At 27.5% G+C, this 17,964-nt stretch carries 17 protein-coding genes; 14 read left to right on the forward strand and 3 right to left on the reverse strand.

The features are described 5' to 3' along the window. The first annotated feature begins 18 nt into the window (after positions 1–18). Positions 19–1,377, forward strand: coding sequence for a 23S rRNA (uracil(1939)-C(5))-methyltransferase RlmD (rlmD, locus tag RWY47_RS00625; RefSeq protein ID WP_142730569.1), 1,359 nt, complete (start codon positions 19–21; stop codon positions 1,375–1,377). 56 nt (positions 1,378–1,433) lie between these two features. Here the strand turns inward: rlmD and fba are convergent, their stop codons facing one another. Beyond that, positions 1,434–2,297 (reverse strand): class II fructose-1,6-bisphosphate aldolase, encoded by an 864-nt coding sequence (fba, locus tag RWY47_RS00620; RefSeq protein WP_021431687.1) that lies wholly within the window; start codon positions 2,295–2,297, stop codon positions 1,434–1,436. 292 nt (positions 2,298–2,589) lie between these two features. Between fba and RWY47_RS00615 the strand changes: the two genes are divergently transcribed. The 3 genes from RWY47_RS00615 (at position 2,590) to RWY47_RS00605 (ending at position 6,853) form a co-directional block, all read left to right on the forward strand. Then, entirely contained in the window at positions 2,590–3,426 is an 837-nt protein-coding gene (locus RWY47_RS00615; protein ID WP_224170633.1) for a PRD domain-containing protein, read from the forward strand. A 250-nt stretch (positions 3,427–3,676) separates the two neighbouring features. Continuing rightward, positions 3,677–5,335: a PTS transporter subunit EIIC gene (locus tag RWY47_RS00610; RefSeq protein WP_024619961.1), complete on the forward strand. Its 1,659-nt coding sequence runs from the start codon at positions 3,677–3,679 to the stop codon at positions 5,333–5,335. A 162-nt stretch (positions 5,336–5,497) separates the two neighbouring features. Then, positions 5,498–6,853, forward strand: a complete 1,356-nt coding sequence (locus RWY47_RS00605) for a DUF3298 domain-containing protein (protein WP_224170634.1) — start codon at positions 5,498–5,500, stop codon at positions 6,851–6,853. Positions 6,854–6,902: 49 nt separating this feature from the next. Here the strand turns inward: RWY47_RS00605 and sleC are convergent, their stop codons facing one another. Further along, positions 6,903–8,165, reverse strand: coding sequence for a spore cortex-lytic germination protein SleC (sleC, locus tag RWY47_RS00600; protein ID WP_150841906.1), 1,263 nt, complete (start codon positions 8,163–8,165; stop codon positions 6,903–6,905). Between the two features lie 123 nt (positions 8,166–8,288). Between sleC and RWY47_RS00595 the strand changes: the two genes are divergently transcribed. From RWY47_RS00595 to RWY47_RS00555, 9 genes are all read left to right on the forward strand, one after another. Then, positions 8,289–9,014, forward strand: a complete 726-nt coding sequence (locus RWY47_RS00595; protein WP_021428388.1) for a PrsW family intramembrane metalloprotease — start codon at positions 8,289–8,291, stop codon at positions 9,012–9,014. A gap of 14 nt (positions 9,015–9,028) precedes the next feature. After that, positions 9,029–9,859 (forward strand): hypothetical protein, encoded by an 831-nt coding sequence (locus RWY47_RS00590; protein ID WP_021428508.1) that lies wholly within the window; start codon positions 9,029–9,031, stop codon positions 9,857–9,859. Continuing rightward, on the forward strand, positions 9,843–10,376 hold the full coding sequence (lepB, locus tag RWY47_RS00585; protein WP_021428444.1) for a signal peptidase I: 534 nt from the start codon (positions 9,843–9,845) through the stop codon (positions 10,374–10,376). Before RWY47_RS00590 ends, lepB begins: the two co-directional genes overlap by 17 nt. A gap of 9 nt (positions 10,377–10,385) precedes the next feature. Further along, positions 10,386–11,129 (forward strand): TIM barrel protein, encoded by a 744-nt coding sequence (locus RWY47_RS00580; RefSeq protein WP_224170635.1) that lies wholly within the window; start codon positions 10,386–10,388, stop codon positions 11,127–11,129. 54 nt (positions 11,130–11,183) lie between these two features. Further along, the gene (locus RWY47_RS00575; protein WP_150841908.1) at positions 11,184–12,839 is read left to right on the forward strand and encodes a nucleoside kinase; all 1,656 of its coding nucleotides are present in this window, start codon (positions 11,184–11,186) and stop codon (positions 12,837–12,839) included. Positions 12,840–12,934: 95 nt separating this feature from the next. Continuing rightward, positions 12,935–13,852: a glutaminase A gene (gene glsA / locus RWY47_RS00570; RefSeq protein ID WP_021428511.1), complete on the forward strand. Its 918-nt coding sequence runs from the start codon at positions 12,935–12,937 to the stop codon at positions 13,850–13,852. 80 nt (positions 13,853–13,932) lie between these two features. Then, on the forward strand, positions 13,933–14,496 hold the full coding sequence (locus RWY47_RS00565; RefSeq protein ID WP_024619966.1) for a winged helix-turn-helix domain-containing protein: 564 nt from the start codon (positions 13,933–13,935) through the stop codon (positions 14,494–14,496). 75 nt (positions 14,497–14,571) lie between these two features. Further along, a complete protein-coding gene (locus RWY47_RS00560) occupies positions 14,572–15,411 on the forward strand; it encodes a deoxyribonuclease IV (protein WP_150841909.1) in 840 nt (279 codons plus the stop codon). A gap of 117 nt (positions 15,412–15,528) precedes the next feature. Further along, a complete protein-coding gene (locus tag RWY47_RS00555; protein WP_021428514.1) occupies positions 15,529–16,524 on the forward strand; it encodes an aldo/keto reductase in 996 nt (331 codons plus the stop codon). 27 nt (positions 16,525–16,551) lie between these two features. Here RWY47_RS00555 and RWY47_RS00550 read toward each other — a convergent pair whose 3' ends face one another. After that, a complete protein-coding gene (locus RWY47_RS00550) occupies positions 16,552–16,956 on the reverse strand; it encodes a RusA family crossover junction endodeoxyribonuclease (RefSeq protein ID WP_021431699.1) in 405 nt (134 codons plus the stop codon). 65 nt (positions 16,957–17,021) lie between these two features. On the opposite strand from RWY47_RS00550, the gene queG reads away from it, so the two are divergent. Further along, entirely contained in the window at positions 17,022–17,915 is an 894-nt protein-coding gene (gene queG / locus RWY47_RS00545; RefSeq protein ID WP_150841910.1) for a tRNA epoxyqueuosine(34) reductase QueG, read from the forward strand. The last annotated feature ends 49 nt before the right edge of the window (positions 17,916–17,964 follow it).

Below are 17,964 nucleotides of genomic sequence, written 5' to 3' on the forward strand. Positions count from 1 at the left end.
TATACGGAGGATTAAAGAGTGAAAAGAAGAGATATTATAGAATTTGAGATAGATAAAATGGAATTTGGAGGAACGTCAGTAAGTCGTTTAGGAAATAGAGACATATATATGAAAGGCGGAATAACTGGACAAAAAGTTAAGGCTTCGGTTAAAAAAACTAAAAGTGGAAAAGCTGAAGTAAAAATGATGGAACTTTTAGAAAGTTCACCACTAGAGACTGAAACACCATGCAAGCATTTTAACGTATGTGGTGGGTGTAGTATGTTATCTGTGCCTTATGAAAAACAATTAGAAATAAAAGAAAGACAAGTAATGGATTTATTTTTAGAGCAAGATATATTTGGATTTAACTTCCAAGGTATCGAGCAAAGTCCTCAAACTAAAGAATATAGAAACAAAATGGAGTATACTTTCGGAGATGAAATGAAAGATGGACCATTAACTTTAGGATTACACAAAAAAGGGAAACATATTGATATTTTAACTGTTGATGGATGTTTTTTAGTAGACAATGATTTTATAAATGTTTTAACATCTACAGTAGAATATTTTAACGAAAAGAATACACCTTATTACAGAAATATGAGTCATAAAGGTTATTTAAGAAATCTTGTAGTAAGAAAAGGTATAAATACAAATGAAATGATGGTTAACATCGTTACATCATCTCAAGAAGATTTCGATATGACAGAATATAAAGATATGCTTCTAAACTTAGACTTAAAAGCTGATTTAGTAAGTATATTACACACAATAAATGACGGGTTAGCAGATGCAGTTAATTGTGATGAACTAATAGTTTTACATGGAAGAGATTATATACAAGAAGAACTTTTAGGCCTTAAATTTAAGATATCTCCATTCTCATTCTTCCAAACAAACACAAAAGGTGCTGAAGAATTATACAAAATAGCTAGAGAGTTTGTCGGGGAACATAATGATAAAGTAGTATTTGACTTATATAGTGGGACTGGAACAATAGGACAAGTTATGGCTGAAAAAGCTAAAAAAGTTTATGGTATAGAGATTATAGAGGAAGCTGTTGAAGCTGCAAATAAAAATGCAAAATTAAATAACTTAACAAATTGTGAGTTTATAGCAGGAGATGTAGCTAAAACAGTTAATAAATTAAAAGCTAAGCCAGATATAATAATAGTAGATCCACCAAGACCAGGAGTTCATAAAGATGCTATAAGAGATATATCAAAATTTGATTCTAAAGAGATAGTTTATATATCTTGTAATCCAAAAACTTTAGTATTAGACTTAGTAGAGTTTAAAAAATATGGATATGAGGTAGAAAAGGTTAAATGTATGGACATGTTCCCAAATACTCCTCATGTTGAAACAATTGTAAAATTATATAAGAAAAATTAAAATAATATAAACTAAAAAAGCTATCTCGATTTACGAGATAGCTTTCAATTTATATATTAAGCTTTGTTTATAGAACCGAATAATTCCATTTTCTCTTTAACAGTAGCTTTTATAGCTTCAAATCCTGGAGCTAAAACTTTACGAGGGTCAAAACCTTTACCTTGTAGGTCTTTTCCTTCTTCTATATATTTACGAGTAGCAGCAGCGAAAGCTAATTGACACTCTGTATTAACGTTTATTTTAGAAACACCTAAAGATATAGCTTTTTTTATCATATCAGCAGGTATACCTGTTCCACCATGTAAAACTAATGGCATGTCTCCTGTAACATTGTTTATAGCTTCTAAAGCATCAAAGTTTAATCCAGCCCAATTTTCTGGATATTGACCATGTATGTTTCCTATACCAGCTGCTAACATATCAACACCTAAATCAGCTATTAATTTACATTCATTAGGGTCAGCTATTTCACCAGCACCAACAACACCATCTTCTTCTCCACCTATAGAACCAACTTCTGCTTCTACAGATATTCCTTTAGCATTTGCTATTTTTATTACTTCTTTTGTTTTTTCTATATTTTCTTCAATAGAATAATGAGAACCATCAAACATTACAGAAGAGAATCCTGCTTCTATTACTTTTAATGCTCCTTCATAACTACCATGATCTAAATGTAGAGCTACTGGAACTGTTATATTTAATTCTTCTAACATTCCATTAACCATACCAACTATAGTTTTATATCCACCCATGTACTTACCAGCACCTTCAGATACCCCTAGTATAACTGGAGAATTGTTTTCCTGAGCTGTAAGTAATACTGCTTTAGTCCACTCTAAGTTATTTATGTTGAATTGACCAACAGCATATTTACCTTCTCTAGCTTTGTTTAACATTTCTTTAGCTGAAACTAACATATTAAAAACCTCCATAAGAAAATTAACTTTAATAACAATAACAAGATTGTTAAAAAGTTATGTATATACCTAATGCATATTATACCCTAAAAGGACAAAAATGAAAATAAAATATTAAATTAGATTTTTGTTTTGGATAAAAAAAGTTTTATAAAAATATTTAATATTATGTAAATTTAGCGATTAATTATAAATAAACAGGTATACTTAAAGTATGAAATATTGTATATTTATATATGGGAAAACCATATTTAATTCAACTCTCACATAGTCTATAGTTAGGAGGGCATATATGTACAAAATTATAAAGAGCTTCAATAATAATGTTATCTTATGCGTAGAAGAAAATCAAAATAAAGAGTACATTTTAGTAGGAAGTGGAATTGGATTTAAGGCAACTATAAATTCAATTTTTAAAGATACTAATAAAATTGAAAAAATATTTGTTATAAATGAAGATAGATATAAAAATATAGAAGAATTATATAACTCTATAAATCCAACCTATATTGGTGTTGCCACAGAAAGTTTATCTATATTAGATAATAGTATAAATGTGGATATGAATGATAAATCTCATATGGCATTGTTAGACCACTTAGTATTTGCTATAGAAAGATACTTTGACAATATATATTTAGAAAATCAATTTAAGGCAGAATTAAAAACCCTATATGAATATGAGTGGGATTTAGCTAAAGATATAATTGATTTTATAAATAGAGCACTAGGTATAAATTTAACAGAAGATGAAGTTGCGTTTGTAACGATGCATATAAATGGAATATTAAATAAAACAAAAGTTGTTGATAGTGCTAAGCAAGCTATAATAATTAAAGAAGCTATTGATTTTTTAGAAAAAGAATTAGGTATAAATATATGCAAAGATTCTATATATTATAATAGGCTGATAATACATTTAAGGCTAGCTATAAATAGAGCTGTAAAAGGAATTTCAGAAGAAAATATGTTATTAGATCATATAAAGGAAAAGTTAAAGAACTCATACAACATATCTGAAACATTATGCAATTATTTAAATGAAAATTATGATATAAAGTTAAGTGAAAATGAAATAGGATTCATTACACTACACATTGATAGACTAATAACAAAAACAAAAAAATAATGTAGAAAAAAGTCGGGAAACTGTTTACAAGGTTTAAATTAGATGCTATAATATAACATATACTTAATAAATGAGCGTGTTACTGGTAAAGCAGGCAAGAGCTAATATATTTGTATTTATACGATTATTTTATAATACGTAAAAATATGAATATTTTAGCTCTTTTTTATTTATCATAGTAATATGTATAAAATGTTAATTTAAATTTAATTTGATTAGTCATACTAAAAAATTAAGGAGGAATTATAATATGCTTCAATTTTTACAAAGAATAGGTAAAGCAATAATGCTTCCAATAGCAGCATTACCTGTTGCAGGGATATTATTAGGAGTTGGTGGAGCGCTTCTTAATATAGCAGCATTACAAAATGCGCCAGCTATATATCAACCACTAATAGCATTTGTATCTATACCTGCAGTAACAGTAATTTTACAGATAATGCAAGGTGTAGGAGATATAGTATTTGGAAACTTACCTCTATTATTTGCAGTTGGTACAGCAGTAGGGCTTGCAAAAGAGGATAAAGGTACATCAGCACTTGCTTCAGTATTTGGATTCTTAATAATGAATAAAGTTATAGGTGTATTACTTGGATTAGGAGTTACACAATTAGGAGTTATAACTCCAGATAGCACTCCAGCTCAGTATGCAACATATGTAACTACAACATTAGGTATATACACACTTAATATGTCTGTATTTGGTGGTATTATAACTGGTATAGTTACATCTACTTTACACAATAAATATTACAATATACAATTACCACAAGTTATAGGATTCTTCTCAGGATCAAGATTTGTTCCAATAGTAGTTTCAATAGCTATGGCAATTGTAGGTGGAATACTTGCATTTGTTTGGCCATTTGTTCAAGATGGAATAGCATTTATAGCATTAGGAGTTAACAATGCAGGTGCAGTAGGAACATTCTTCTACGGAGTTATAGAAAGATCATTAATACCATTTGGATTACACCATGTATTCTATACACCATTCTGGTTTGGTTCTTTTGTTGATGGTCATGTTTTAATAGATGGAACTTGGCAAACAGTTCAAGGTGCAAACTATGCATACTTTGCACAATTAGGAAGTATGCAGGATTTAGTAGGAGCTTCACCAGAAACTATGTCAAGAATAGTAGCAGGAACAACAAGATTTATGGCTGGTAAATTCCCATTCATGATGTTTGGATTACCTGCAGCAGCATTAGCAATGTATCATACAGCTGCTCCAAGTAAGAAAAAAGTTGTTGGAAGTTTATTATTATCAGCAGCAGTTACATCTTTCTTAACAGGTATAACTGAACCATTAGAATTTACATTCTTATTTGTTGCACCAGTTTTATATGGAGTTCACTGTATACTTGCAGGTATTTCATTCTTACTAATGGATGTATTAAATGTATTTATAGGAATGACATTCTCTGGAGGATTTATAGACTTCTCATTATTTGGAATACTTCCAGCTGGAGCAGGAGTTCCAACTAACTGGTTAAGAGTTATAATGGTAGGAGCTGTATATGCAGTAGTTTACTACTTCTTATTCAAGACTTTAATACTTAAATTAAACTTAAAAACTCCAGGTAGAGATGAAAATGAAGAAGAAACAAAATTATATACAAAAGCTGATTATCAAGCAGAAAAAGGCGGAAAATCAGCTAATAGTGAAATAGAAGAAAATGCACCATATGTTTTAGAGGCATTAGGAGGAGCTGAAAATATAGTTTCTGTAGATGCATGTATAACTAGACTAAGAGTTGAAGTAAAAGATACTTCTAAAGTTCAAAAAACTAGATTTAAAGAACTTGGTGCTGTTGGGGTTATGGAAGTTGGTAAAGGAATCCAAGTTATATACGGAGCTAAAGCTGACGCATACAAACAACAAATTAATAAAATATTAGGAAGATAAATAAAAAGCCTTAAAGTTTAACTTTAAGGCTTTTTTTATGTTTAAAAAATTATATGCTTGTTAGTAAATTAAGAAAAATAAATTGTATTACAAAATATAGGTATAATATTTTTTACTTATAAATCACATACTATATATTATGCAACAGGAGGAATATATACTATGGTAAATATAAAAAAGATTATATCCTTAATTATAATTACAATTGTATCAATTTCTGCTATTTTTATAAATTTAAAATTAAATGAAAATATGAGTATCAATGAAATAAAAACATCAATAATACAAGGTTTTAAAACTGTAAAGATAATAGCAGATAAAAGTAGTATTGATTATGATGGACTAAAATTTAATGTAAATATGCCAGTTGTAGACTATGAGGATAAAGATATAGAAAGATATATAAATACATATATAAGAAAAAATATAAATGAATTTATTAATTTAAAAAAACAAAGAAAAGATGTTTCTAAAAATTATAAAGGTGAGAAAATAGATATAAATTATCATGTGGTATTTGAAGATAAAAATGTATTGAATATTCTTATATATAAAGATATATATATAAAAAATAAGAAATACGAAAGAATAAAAGATAGTTATGTATTTGATTTAAAAACAGGGCAAAGAATATATATAGACAATTTTTTAAAAAATAATCAAGATTACAAAGACACAATAGAAAATTATATTATTAATGATGCTAATAAAAAAAATATTAAAATAGATAAAAATAAAATAAGAATAGATAAATATACAAATTACTATATAACTAATGAAGGTATATGTGTATATTTTAATCCATACCAAATTAGTAATAGAAAAAATATTTATGATTTTAAAATTCCAGTTACAGCATTTAATAATAAGATAAAAGATATAAACACAAATCCAATAGTGGCACAAATCGATACTCAAACTATAACTAAAAACAATACTTATTTAAATAGTATAATAAATGTACCAATCATAATAACTGAAAATAAAAATATTGAGAAAAATATAAATGAACTTATAAAAAATGACATAATGAATGGGTATTTTGAAGTAGAAGAAGAGGCTAAAGACTTTTTAAAAAATACACCTAAAGAATATATAACTCCGTATATATATAACGTAGATTTTGATGTTAAAAAGAATAGTGATTCAATGCTAAGTATTTTAATTAAAATTTACCAATATAGTGGAGGGGCTCATGGATACTATGAGAATAGATCCTATAATATATTTATAGAAAACGGACAAAACTTAAATTTAAAAGATTTGTTTAAAGAAAACGCAGATTATAAAAAGGTTATAAATGGTTTAATAAGGGATGAAATAAAAGAAAATAAACAAGAATATAGTTTTAAATCAATTTCTGAAAATCAAAAATTTTACATTCAAGATGATAAGTTAGTTATATATTTTGATTTGTATGAAATAGCTCCTTTTGCAGGTGGAATTCCAGAGTTTAGAATAAGTTCAGATAAAATAAATCACATTTTAAATGAAAAATATATAAATATATTTAAATAGTGTAGTAATATTACTACACTATTTAAATTTTTCGATTAAATTGTTGGATTTAAATTAAAGAAGCTATTTTTGTAACTGCAACATAAACTCTAGAAAGTTCATACCATGTTTTAAAGTCTACAATTCCGCTTTTAGGTAATCCAAATATACCTTGAAATACTTTAACAGAGTTTGCAGTATCCTGACCAAATACTCCATCTTCTTTAACTTTAGGAATTGCAGGATATCCCTTAGAAATAGCATTCAATTGATTTTGAATTGTTCTAACATCTTTACCTGAAGAGCCTACTTTTAGAGGTTCGCCAGGGAATGATACAGGAACTCCACTTACTATTGGAGCTTTTTCAAGAACTATACTTTCACCATAAAACTTTCTTAAAATTTCTTCATAACTAAGGCCTTGATCTCCTAAATTTTTACTTCCCCACTGAGTCATTTGACCAGGACACTGAGTTTTATTTCCATCACAATATTGTGCTAACAAAGGCTGTCTAGCAGTTGGAGGTCTTTTTATAAAAGTGTTGAAAACTTCGTCTACAGCAATGCTTATAGTATCGAATACATTTCTTTCGTGAATATATTTGTGGTCATAAGCTGTAGTTGAAGTAATGGTAAATGAGTAACCTTTACTTCTATACCATTCAGTAAAAACTCTATTTAATGTAAATGAAACAATTGCTATTACATTAGCCAGTATCGTTTCTGTTGGCCATGTAGAATAAATCTCTGAAGAAGCAACATTTTTTACATAGTCTTTAAAATACACCCAATAGTCAGGAGCATTTTTGTTTTCAGGCAATCCATCATGCACAACTACAAATTCTGGGACTACTGGATTATCTAAAACAACGAACCCTGTTGGAGGTGGAATAGGCTTTAGGTCGCTTTCAGGAATCTTAGGAGGATAAGTACCCCATAATGTATGAGCTCCTATATCCACTACTATTTCGTTTTGTCTACTATATAAGCGCTTACTTCTTTGACGAGGTACCATTTGTATACCTTGTTGAGCTATAACCGTTGCCAAAACTTGTGTACCATTAATTATAATTGTTTCGTATCCATCTTTGATAACCTCTACTATATATTGACTGTAAGGTCTTACATCACTTGGTTGTTGAGAATATATTAAATCTGGAGCAGCTAGATTTAAACCAACAACCTGACCAGAGATATCGGTTTTTAAATTTTGATAAATTACTGTCGAGGCTTTATTGTCATCTCCTACGGAGTATACGTTTACGTTTGCACCTACAACTGGAAAGTTAGTAGTACTATCTACGACGCTAACAGTTAAAAAACCATCTTGCATAAAAAAACTCCTTTCTTATATGAAATCAACTTATCTATACATAGTATGAATAAAGGTATTATTTTGTTAAGATATTTGGAAATAATATAATATGAATGATAAAAAAGAAAGGTAATTCAAAAAATGAAATTAGACTTGTTAATAATATCTCTAGCGCCTACAATAGCGATTTTAATATGGATATATATAAAAGATAAATATGATAAAGAACCTATAAAGGTACTTATAAGATTATTTTTTATAGGTACATTGATAAGTATACCTGCAATAGCTATTGAAGATATATTACTTAAAGCTAAGATTGATAATTCGCATTTAAACTTAATTTACACTGCATTTGTAGTAGCAGCTGCAACAGAAGAAATTTTAAAAATTATGATTTTAATTCCTTATACTTTAAGAAGTAGGCATTATACAGAAAAATTAGATGGAATAGTTTACAGTATATTTACGACTCTCGGATTTGCTACAATAGAAAATCTTATTTATATTTTTCATGGAAACCAATTAAATTTATTACAAATTGGATTAGCTAGGGCTGTAATATCTATTCCTGCACATGTTTTATTTGCAATAAATATGGGATATTACTTATCTATGTATAAGTTTAATTTGGATAAGCCTAAAGTAAGAAAAGTATTTTTAGCTAAGTTGATTTTAATACCGATAGTTTTACATGGAGTATTTGATATTTTAGCTATGATAAAAACGACAGGGGCTTCTATATGTTTTGTTATTTATTTAATTTATTTATGGAAAATAAGCTTAGATAAGTTAGATGAATACACAGATTATGCTAGAAGACGTTTTTTAAGATTAAAGAAAAAGAAACATAAACATAAAAAATAAATAGGAGTGATTTTATGAGTTATATAAACAAAAGTCAAGAATTAGTAATATCTAAGTTTTTGCAAAGATATGATTACGATGGTGTTTTAGATATATTAATTGAATGCGGAATAGAGAGTGGAGATTTATATTATTTATTAAAATCATGTAAATATGCTACTAATTTTGATTTTAAAACTGCACTTAAACTTACTAATAATTTAAGTGAACAAATGCTGGAGAGAAAAGAAATTAAAAATCTTATAACTAATTTAGAAAATTTAAATAAAGGAGAACCTGAAGATATACTATCAGAGTTAATTGAAAATATAAAAATTCAAATTGTTAATGAGGAATATATAGATTTTTTAGGAAGATTGTATAGATTAAAAGAAGCTTTATTTAAATATATATTTGTTAATACGAAAGAAGGCAAAAGGTATACTGTATCAATGCATGGCAATATGGTATCTAAGAAAAATATACTATATACATTAAAAAAGAAGTATAATATATATAATGGTAATCTTATACATGGTGTAACTCAGTATATAAAAAGATATCTAAAACAAACTAAAAGGATGGACAGAGTTCTTGAAATACTAAATAGTGAAAAGCTTGAAAATTTAATAAGACTTAGAAATGAAAGCCCTGTAGGCCATGGATTTAGAGGTGTAAGTAAAGAAGATATTGAAAAAATTTATGGAAGTCCTATGGAAGTTGTTTATGACTTGATAAAGGCGTGTGAACTTTTAGATTTGGGAATAAATACTAAAAAGTATGAACATATAAATGATATAGTTATAGAACTTTTATCTAAGTATGTAGAACATGGAGGAGATGGTGAATTTGAGCGCAAATGTTAAAAAAGAAATAATAGAATGGATAAAAATAATAGTTACCTCACTAGTCATAGCACTTGTAATAACTCACTTTGTTAGACCTACATTAGTACAAGGCTCATCAATGTATCCAACACTTGAGGAAAAAGACTATTTAATAATAAATAGAGTTGCCTATAACCATAAAGAGCCTCAAAGAGGAGATATTATAGTTTTTAAATCTGATTTAGTGCAAGCTAATGGAAAAGAAAAAGATTTAGTAAAAAGAGTTATAGGTGTTCCTGGTGACCATCTTAAGATTACAAATGGAGATGTGTATATAAATGGAAAGCTTCAAAATGAACCTTATATACATGGTCAAAAAACTGAAGGTGAAATAGACACAACTATTCCAAAAGGATATATATTTGCAATGGGAGACAACAGAGGTAACAGCATGGATAGTAGAGATCCTGAGGTAGGTATAGTAAAAGAAAGTGATATAATGGGTAAAGTTGTGATTAGACTATTACCTTTCAATAAAATTGGTAAAGTTTCATAGGAGTTTAAAATGAAATTAGGAATATCTGCTTTAGTTCATGAAATAGATCGTGCTATTTGTATATGTAAAACAAATAAAAATATAAATCATATAGAAATAGGTATAGATAATTTAATTGAATGTAAAAAAGTTCTATTATATAAAGATGAATTTAAAAGAAATAACATAAGTATAGGGATTCATTTGCCTATGGAATTAAACAGTTGTGAAAATGTAGAATATATAAGAAATTCATGGGTAAAGTTTATACATGAAATGAATTCAGAATTAAAAGAACTTGATATAAAATATTTTAATATGCACTTAGGATATGTAATAAAGTCTAGATTTGAGAGAAATAAGCAAAAGTATTTAGATAATTCTATAAAATTTCTACAGTCAATAAACTTAGAAAATAAGTATGTTTTTATAGAAAATACATATACAAATGGTGGAGATATATGCAATATAGGAACAACAGCAAATGAATTTGAATATATATTAAATAATATAGCCAATATTGAATTTTGTTATGACACAGGTCATAACTTAATAAATGAGGATTGTTTTGTAGATATATTAAATTCCAAAATAAATTTGATACATTTAAGTGATAATGATGGGAAAAAAGATTTGCATGTTGGGATTGGAAAAGGAATTTTAGATTTAGAAAGTTTAAAAAATTTAATGTCTATGAAGATTCAATATGCAGTTTTGGAAATTAAATATGAAGATATAGATGAATCTATAAAAGTGTTAGAACGGTTTATGTAAAATAAATCGTTCTAACTTTATAAATAGACATATTAAAGGATAGGAGAAAGATTTATGGAAACTATAAATATAAAAATTAATAATAAAAATTATGAATATCCTAAAAATGTAGCTTTAGATATAATAGCGAAAGATTTAAGTAATGAATATAAGGGTATAGTAACAATAGGAAAGATAAAAAATAAATTAAAAGATTTAAACAGTACTTTAGATAAAAATTGTGATTTAGAATTAATTGATACAACTCAACCAGATGGAATGAGAGTTTACATGAGAACGTTGTCTTTGGTTTTTATAAAAGCATGTGAAGAAATTTTTAATGGGTGTAAGGTTACAATAGAACACTCATTATCAAATGGATTATACTGTGAAATAAAAAATAATAAAAGTGAAGTTACAGAAGAAGATATAGAAAAAATAAAGGCAAAAGTAAAAAGCATAATAGAATCTGATTTAAAAATAGAAAAAATTGTTACAGATAAATCGGAAGCAATAAAAATACTTAAAAATAATAATAAAAATGCAAAGGCAGAATTATTAAAGTATAAAGAATATGAAGATGTGAAATTATATAAATGCGGTGGATATATAAATCATTTTTATGGTCATATGTTGCCGTCTACTAGCTATGTTAAAACTTTCGATATAAAAAAATGGCAATCAGGAGTAGTTATATTAGGACCAAGCAAAGAAAATAAAAATGAACCTCAAAATTTTGTAGCTCAGCCAAAGCTTTCTAATATATATAAAGAGTCAGAAGTTTGGTCTGAACTTATTGGAATAGACAAGGTTGCTAGTTTAAATGAAGCTATAGAAAGTAAAAAATACGGAGAAATAATCAGTATAGTTGAAGCATTGCATGAAAAAAAGATATCGCAAATTGCAGACATAATAAAAGAAAATAATAAAAGAGTTATATTAATAGCTGCGCCATCTTCATCTGGAAAAACAAGTTTTGCACATAGATTATCTATACAATTAAAAGTTAATAACTTACATCCGGTGCCTATTTCTTTAGATGACTATTTTGTTGATAGAGAAGATACTCCTTTAGATGAGTTTGGTAATTTTGATTTTGAATCTATATATGCAATAGACTTAGAATTATTTAACAGTGATTTAGAAAAATTATTAAAAGGTGAAGAAATTAAACTTCCAAAATTTAATTTTAAAACAGGAAAAAGAGAATTTAGCGGAAAAACTTTAAAAATTGAAAAAGACCAACCTATCATTCTAGAAGGTATACACGCATTAAATCCAATGCTAACACAGAGTATAGATGATAAGGATAAATTTAAAATATATATAAGTGTTCTTACTCAAATAAATTTAGATAACCACAATAGAATACCAACAACAGACTTAAGACTTATAAGAAGAATAGTGAGAGACTACAATTTTAGAGGATATAGTGCTGAAAAAACTATTTTAAATTGGTGGTCAGTAAGAAGAGGAGAAGATAAAAATATATTCCCTTATCAAGAAGAAGCTGATATAATGTTTAACTCAGCTTGTTTATATGAGTTAGCGGTTTTAAAGAAATATGCAAAGCCACTTTTAGAACAAATTGAAGATGACAACGAAGCATTTATAGAGTCTAATAGAATATTAAAGTTTTTACAATATTTTGTAGAGTTAGACGATGAATTAGATATACCTCCAACATCTATAATTAGAGAATTTATTGGAGGTAGTAGAATTGTTGATTAGACTTGGAATCCTGGGAAGTTGACATAAACCCAGGATTTTTTGTATTATATTACTTATAATCTTGTGACGTTATTAAAAAATAAGGAGGAATGTGTATGGAAAATGTATTAGAACAAATACTTGAAGACAACAGAAAATATACAAATTATGGACATGTAGCAACTTATATACCAGAATTAAAAAATGCAAGACAAGATGATTTAGGGATATGCATGATTGATATGAACAATGAAATTCATACGGCTGGGAATTTTGATAAAAAGTTCACAATTCAGAGTATATCTAAACCTATAATACTAGCTTTAGTACTTAGTGAAAATGATTGGGAGTATGTGTTCTCAAAAGTTGGAATGGAACCTAGTGGAGACCCATTTAACTCTATTATGAAATTAGAAACTAAAGAATCTAAGAAGCCTTGCAATCCGATGATAAATGCAGGAGCTATAGTTACAACTTCCATGATAAAGGGCAAGGATCTTAAAGAAAAAGAAGAAAAGATGTTAAACTTTTTTAGAACACTAGCTAAAAATGATAATTTAAAAATAAATTATGATATATATGAATCGGAGAAATTAACAGGAGATAGAAATAGGGCTATGGCTTACCTACTAAAAAATGATGGATTTATAGAAGGTGATGTAGAAGAAGTTTTAGACTTATATTTCAAGCAATGTTCTATAGAAATTGACTGTATAGACTTGGCTAGAATAGGCGTTAACTTAGCATCTTATGGAGTGGATGTTGAAACTGGAGAAAGACTTATAGATGAAAGAATATCACGTATAGTTAAGACGTTTATGGTAACGTGTGGAATGTATGATGCGTCTGGAGAATTTGCAATAAAAGTTGGAATTCCTGCAAAATCAGGTGTTGGAGGTGGTATATTAGCTTCAGTTCCTAAGAAGATGGGAATTGGAATATATGGACCTGCCCTTGATAAAAAAGGCAATAGTATTGCGGGTATAAAGATATTAGAATCTTTAAGTGAACAGTACAAAATAAATATATTCTAAAATAGAGAATTTTTTGACAATTACTACTTGATAATATATAATTATTTATATAATTAAATATTTTTATGGGTGGTGGGGGAATGAAAGAAGTTTTAGTACTAAGAGATTTAGAGTGCATAAAAGCAATTGCACATCCAAGAAGAATAGATATTTTAAATGCGTTTAAATCAATTCCGTTGTCAGCAAAACAATTATCTCAATTGCTAGATGAACCGCATGCAAAAATAAATTACCACATAAAGACTTTGTATAAGGTTGGTGTATTAGATTTAGTAGAAGAGAAGGTTAAATCTGGAATTGTTGAAAAGTATTATTATCCTACAGCTAAGCATATTGTTATAGGGAAGAATGCTTTAAATTTTAACAGTAATACAGAAGATAAAGATATAGGGGATATATGCATATCGAAGTTTGAGAATATGAGTAACTTATTTTATAAAGCTATAGAGGAAAATGATATAGATAGTGAGTACATAGCTAATTATAATCAAGTTTGCTTAAGTAAAAGTGAAATAAAAGAGTTATCCAATACAATAGAAGAAAAAATTAATGAAATTGTATTAAATAGAAAACATAATGAAGCTGAGATGAAATACGACTTAGCATTGATAACGATACCATTAGAAGAAAAATGTAAAGCATAAAGTATCAACAAAATTTGTTGATACTTATTTTTTTGGGTATATTATAAACGAATATAAAATTTAGGAGGGAACATAGTGATAGTAATAGGACCACATATTTCGATAGCAAAAGGTTTTGCAAAAGCTGCAGAAACAGCTGTAAGTATAGGAGCAAATACATTCCAATTTTTCAGTAGAAATCCAAGAGGTGGCAATGCTAAATCTTTTGATGAAAAAGATATAATGAAATTTCAACAAATAAGAAAAGACAACAAATTTGGCCCACTATTAGCACATGCTCCATATACAATGAACTTAGCTGGTGCAAAAGAAGAAGTTTATGAATTTGGAAGAATGGTTATAAAAGAAGATATTCAAAGAATGGATTCTTTAGGAATTGAATATATGTGTTTTCATCCAGGTAGCCATGTTGGGTCAGGAGTAGATACAGGTATAGATAAAATAGCTAATGCGCTTAATGAAGCTATAACTGGAAATGAAAATATAATGGTACTACTTGAAACGATGTCTGGAAAGGGAAGTGAAATAGGGTTTAGTTTTGACCAGGTAAAGGCTATAATCGATAAAGTTGATCATAATGAAAGGCTAGGCGTATGTTTAGATACTTGTCATGTATTTTCAGCTGGATATGATATTGTTAATGATTTAGATTCGGTTTTAGATAATTTTGATAATATTATAGGTTTAGATAAATTAAAGGCAGTCCACCTTAATGATAGTATGATGCCTTTTGGAGCGAAAAAAGATAGACATGCTTGTATTGGAGAAGGTGAGATAGGATTAGATGCAATAATAAGATTTATTACTCATCCTAAGTTAAAACATTTACCATTTTTCTTAGAAACTCCATTAGAAGATGAGGGTCATAAAAGAGAAATTGAAATGATAAAAGATATTATAAAACAAATACAATAAAATAATATATAATATAAAAATAAGATACGATATTTACAAAGTATCGTCTTAATTTATAAAAACGGAAATTAATTGTTTAGGAAAATCAAAAAATGAAATAAAATTGGGGGATGATTTATGAGAAAATTAGGAAGCACTAATATTGAATTAAATAGAGTTGGGTTTGGAGGGATTCCAATACAAAGAATAACTCAAGAAGATACAAATTTAGTTATAAATGAGCTTATAAATCAAGGAATAAACTTTATAGATTCAGCCAGAGGATATACTGTAAGTGAAGAGTACATAGGGAATGCAATTGAAGGTAAAAGGGATAAATTTATATTAGCTACTAAAAGTATGTCTAGAAGTTATGATGATATGATAAGAGATGTAAATATAAGTTTAAATAATTTTAAAACTGAATATATAGATTTATATCAGCTTCACAATTTAAAGCCAGATGAATATGATGGAATATTTGATGATGATATGGCTTATGAAGCTCTTTTAAAATGTAAAGAAGAAGGAAAAATAAAGCATATAGGAATAACGAGTCACAGTATAGATACAATAAAAAAAGCAGTAAATAGTGGTAAGTTTGATACAATTCAGTTTCCGTATAATATAGTAGAAGATCAAGCTGATGAAATATTTAAAGAAGCTAATAAAAATGGTATAGGGATAATAGTAATGAAGCCTCTTGCTGGAGGAGCTATTGACAATGCAAAATTAGCTATAAAATATATATTATCTAAAGACTATATAGATGTAGTTATCCCAGGTATGGATAGTGTAGATCAGGTTATTGAAAATACATCAGTCTTAAATAATCTTAATATAACTGATGAAGAAAATTTAGAGATAAAAGATATTATAGAAAAATTAGGGAATAGATTTTGTAGACGTTGCGAATACTGTATGCCTTGCCCTGTAGGGATAAATATACCTATGAATTTTTTACTTGAAGGATATTATAGTAGATACAACTTAAAAGAGTGGTCAAAAGATAGATATAAAAGTTTAGATGTAAATGCTTCTAATTGTATAGAATGTGGGAAGTGCGAAAGTAAGTGTCCATATGAATTACCTATAAGAGAAATGCTAAAAGATGTATCCAATATTTTAGGGTAAAAAAATCCCCCTATAAAGGGGGATTTGCTATTTCTTAGTAATAGTATAATCAACTTTGTACTCAGACAAAGGATATAACTCTATTTCTACTCTTGGGTTTTCCTTATCTATAAAATCAAACAAAAGAACTGGCTTTAACTGTTTATCATTTTTTATAATACCGCTTTTTTCTATTCCATCACATATACTTTTAGGATAGTTATGTAAATCGCCCATTTTTTTATTTGGAAAATATAGTTTCAATACAGTTATAAGGTCCTCTTCTATACAAGGGCCATCGTATTGTGTATTTATATATCCAGCAATCATATTTTCATATGCTAAGTACTTAGAGTGTTTGCCTTTAGAGGGCATCCAAGATTGACCGTGAATATTGTGAAGTTTAAAATTGGATTTACTTATTGGTCTACCTGGAATTGTCAACTTTATCATATATACCACATCCTTTATACCTTAGTTATTATAAATGTAAATAGAAATTAATGAAAGGGAAATTTATGAATAAGAATAAATTAAAAGAATTTTGTGAAAGTATAGGAATTAATTGTGTAGGAATAGCAGGAGTTGGACCTTATCACGACTTGGAAAATATTATAAAAGATAGAACAAAAAAAGATTTTATAACAGGAATGGAAGAACCATCTGTTGAGAAAAGAATTAATCCGAGAGCTAGCATGGAAAATGCAGAGAGTATAATAGTATGTGCTTTTCCATATTTTGTTGAAGACGTAGTAGATTCTAATTTATCAAAGTATTGTTATGGAAAGGATTATCATATAGTTGTAAAAGAAAAATTACAACAAATTGCAGATTATATAGATAGTAAAACTGAAGAATTTCAATATATGATATTTACAGATAATGGACCACTAATAGATAGATATTTAGCAAGTATAAGTGGAATAGGGTATTATGGAATAAATAATAATATAATAACTGATGAATATGGATCTTTTGTATTTATAGGGTATATAATAAATAACTATTATTTTGAACCAGATAAAAAAAGCGAAAAATCGTGTGCTAAATGTGGAAAATGTATAACATCTTGTCCTGGAAAAGCTATATTAGGTGATTTTGAAATGAATCCTAAAAAATGTTTATCATATATAACTCAGAAAAAAGAAGATTTAAGTGAAGATGAAAAAATTGCATTGAAAAATAATAAAAAAATATTTGGATGTGATATATGCCAAGATGTATGCCCACACAACATAAGTATCTCAAAAACAAATATTAAAGAATTTAAAGAAGAATTGATATATAATTTAAAAGAAGAAGAAATAAATAATATATCAAACAAAGAATTTAGAAGAAGATATAAAGAAAAAGCTTTTAGTTGGAGAGGTAAAAAGATAATACAAAGAAATATTGAAATACTAGAAAGATAAAACTTTTAACTTGTACAGTTAGAAGTTTTTTATTTTTTTACTTAACATT

The sequence above is a fragment of the Paraclostridium sp. MRS3W1 genome, from assembly GCF_032465715.1.
GTDB lineage: Bacteria > Bacillota > Clostridia > Peptostreptococcales > Peptostreptococcaceae > Paraclostridium > Paraclostridium dentum.

What these genes read in the sequence shown, in the direction of transcription:
- RWY47_RS00565 (WP_024619966.1), top strand. Translation starts at nt 13,933, where the DNA reads ATGAAAGAAGTTTTAGTACTAAGAGATTTAGAGTGCATAAAAGCAATT.
- RWY47_RS00590 (WP_021428508.1), top strand. Translation starts at nt 9,029, where the DNA reads ATGAGTTATATAAACAAAAGTCAAGAATTAGTAATATCTAAGTTTTTG.
- sleC (WP_150841906.1), bottom strand. Translation starts at nt 8,165, where the DNA reads ATGCAAGATGGTTTTTTAACTGTTAGCGTCGTAGATAGTACTACTAAC.
- RWY47_RS00595 (WP_021428388.1), top strand. Translation starts at nt 8,289, where the DNA reads ATGAAATTAGACTTGTTAATAATATCTCTAGCGCCTACAATAGCGATT.
- RWY47_RS00580 (WP_224170635.1), top strand. Translation starts at nt 10,386, where the DNA reads ATGAAATTAGGAATATCTGCTTTAGTTCATGAAATAGATCGTGCTATT.
- RWY47_RS00605 (WP_224170634.1), top strand. Translation starts at nt 5,498, where the DNA reads ATGGTAAATATAAAAAAGATTATATCCTTAATTATAATTACAATTGTA.
- RWY47_RS00555 (WP_021428514.1), top strand. Translation starts at nt 15,529, where the DNA reads ATGAGAAAATTAGGAAGCACTAATATTGAATTAAATAGAGTTGGGTTT.
- glsA (WP_021428511.1), top strand. Translation starts at nt 12,935, where the DNA reads ATGGAAAATGTATTAGAACAAATACTTGAAGACAACAGAAAATATACA.
- fba (WP_021431687.1), bottom strand. Translation starts at nt 2,297, where the DNA reads ATGTTAGTTTCAGCTAAAGAAATGTTAAACAAAGCTAGAGAAGGTAAA.
- RWY47_RS00610 (WP_024619961.1), top strand. Translation starts at nt 3,677, where the DNA reads ATGCTTCAATTTTTACAAAGAATAGGTAAAGCAATAATGCTTCCAATA.
- queG (WP_150841910.1), top strand. Translation starts at nt 17,022, where the DNA reads ATGAATAAGAATAAATTAAAAGAATTTTGTGAAAGTATAGGAATTAAT.
- RWY47_RS00550 (WP_021431699.1), bottom strand. Translation starts at nt 16,956, where the DNA reads ATGATAAAGTTGACAATTCCAGGTAGACCAATAAGTAAATCCAATTTT.
- RWY47_RS00615 (WP_224170633.1), top strand. Translation starts at nt 2,590, where the DNA reads ATGTACAAAATTATAAAGAGCTTCAATAATAATGTTATCTTATGCGTA.
- RWY47_RS00575 (WP_150841908.1), top strand. Translation starts at nt 11,184, where the DNA reads ATGGAAACTATAAATATAAAAATTAATAATAAAAATTATGAATATCCT.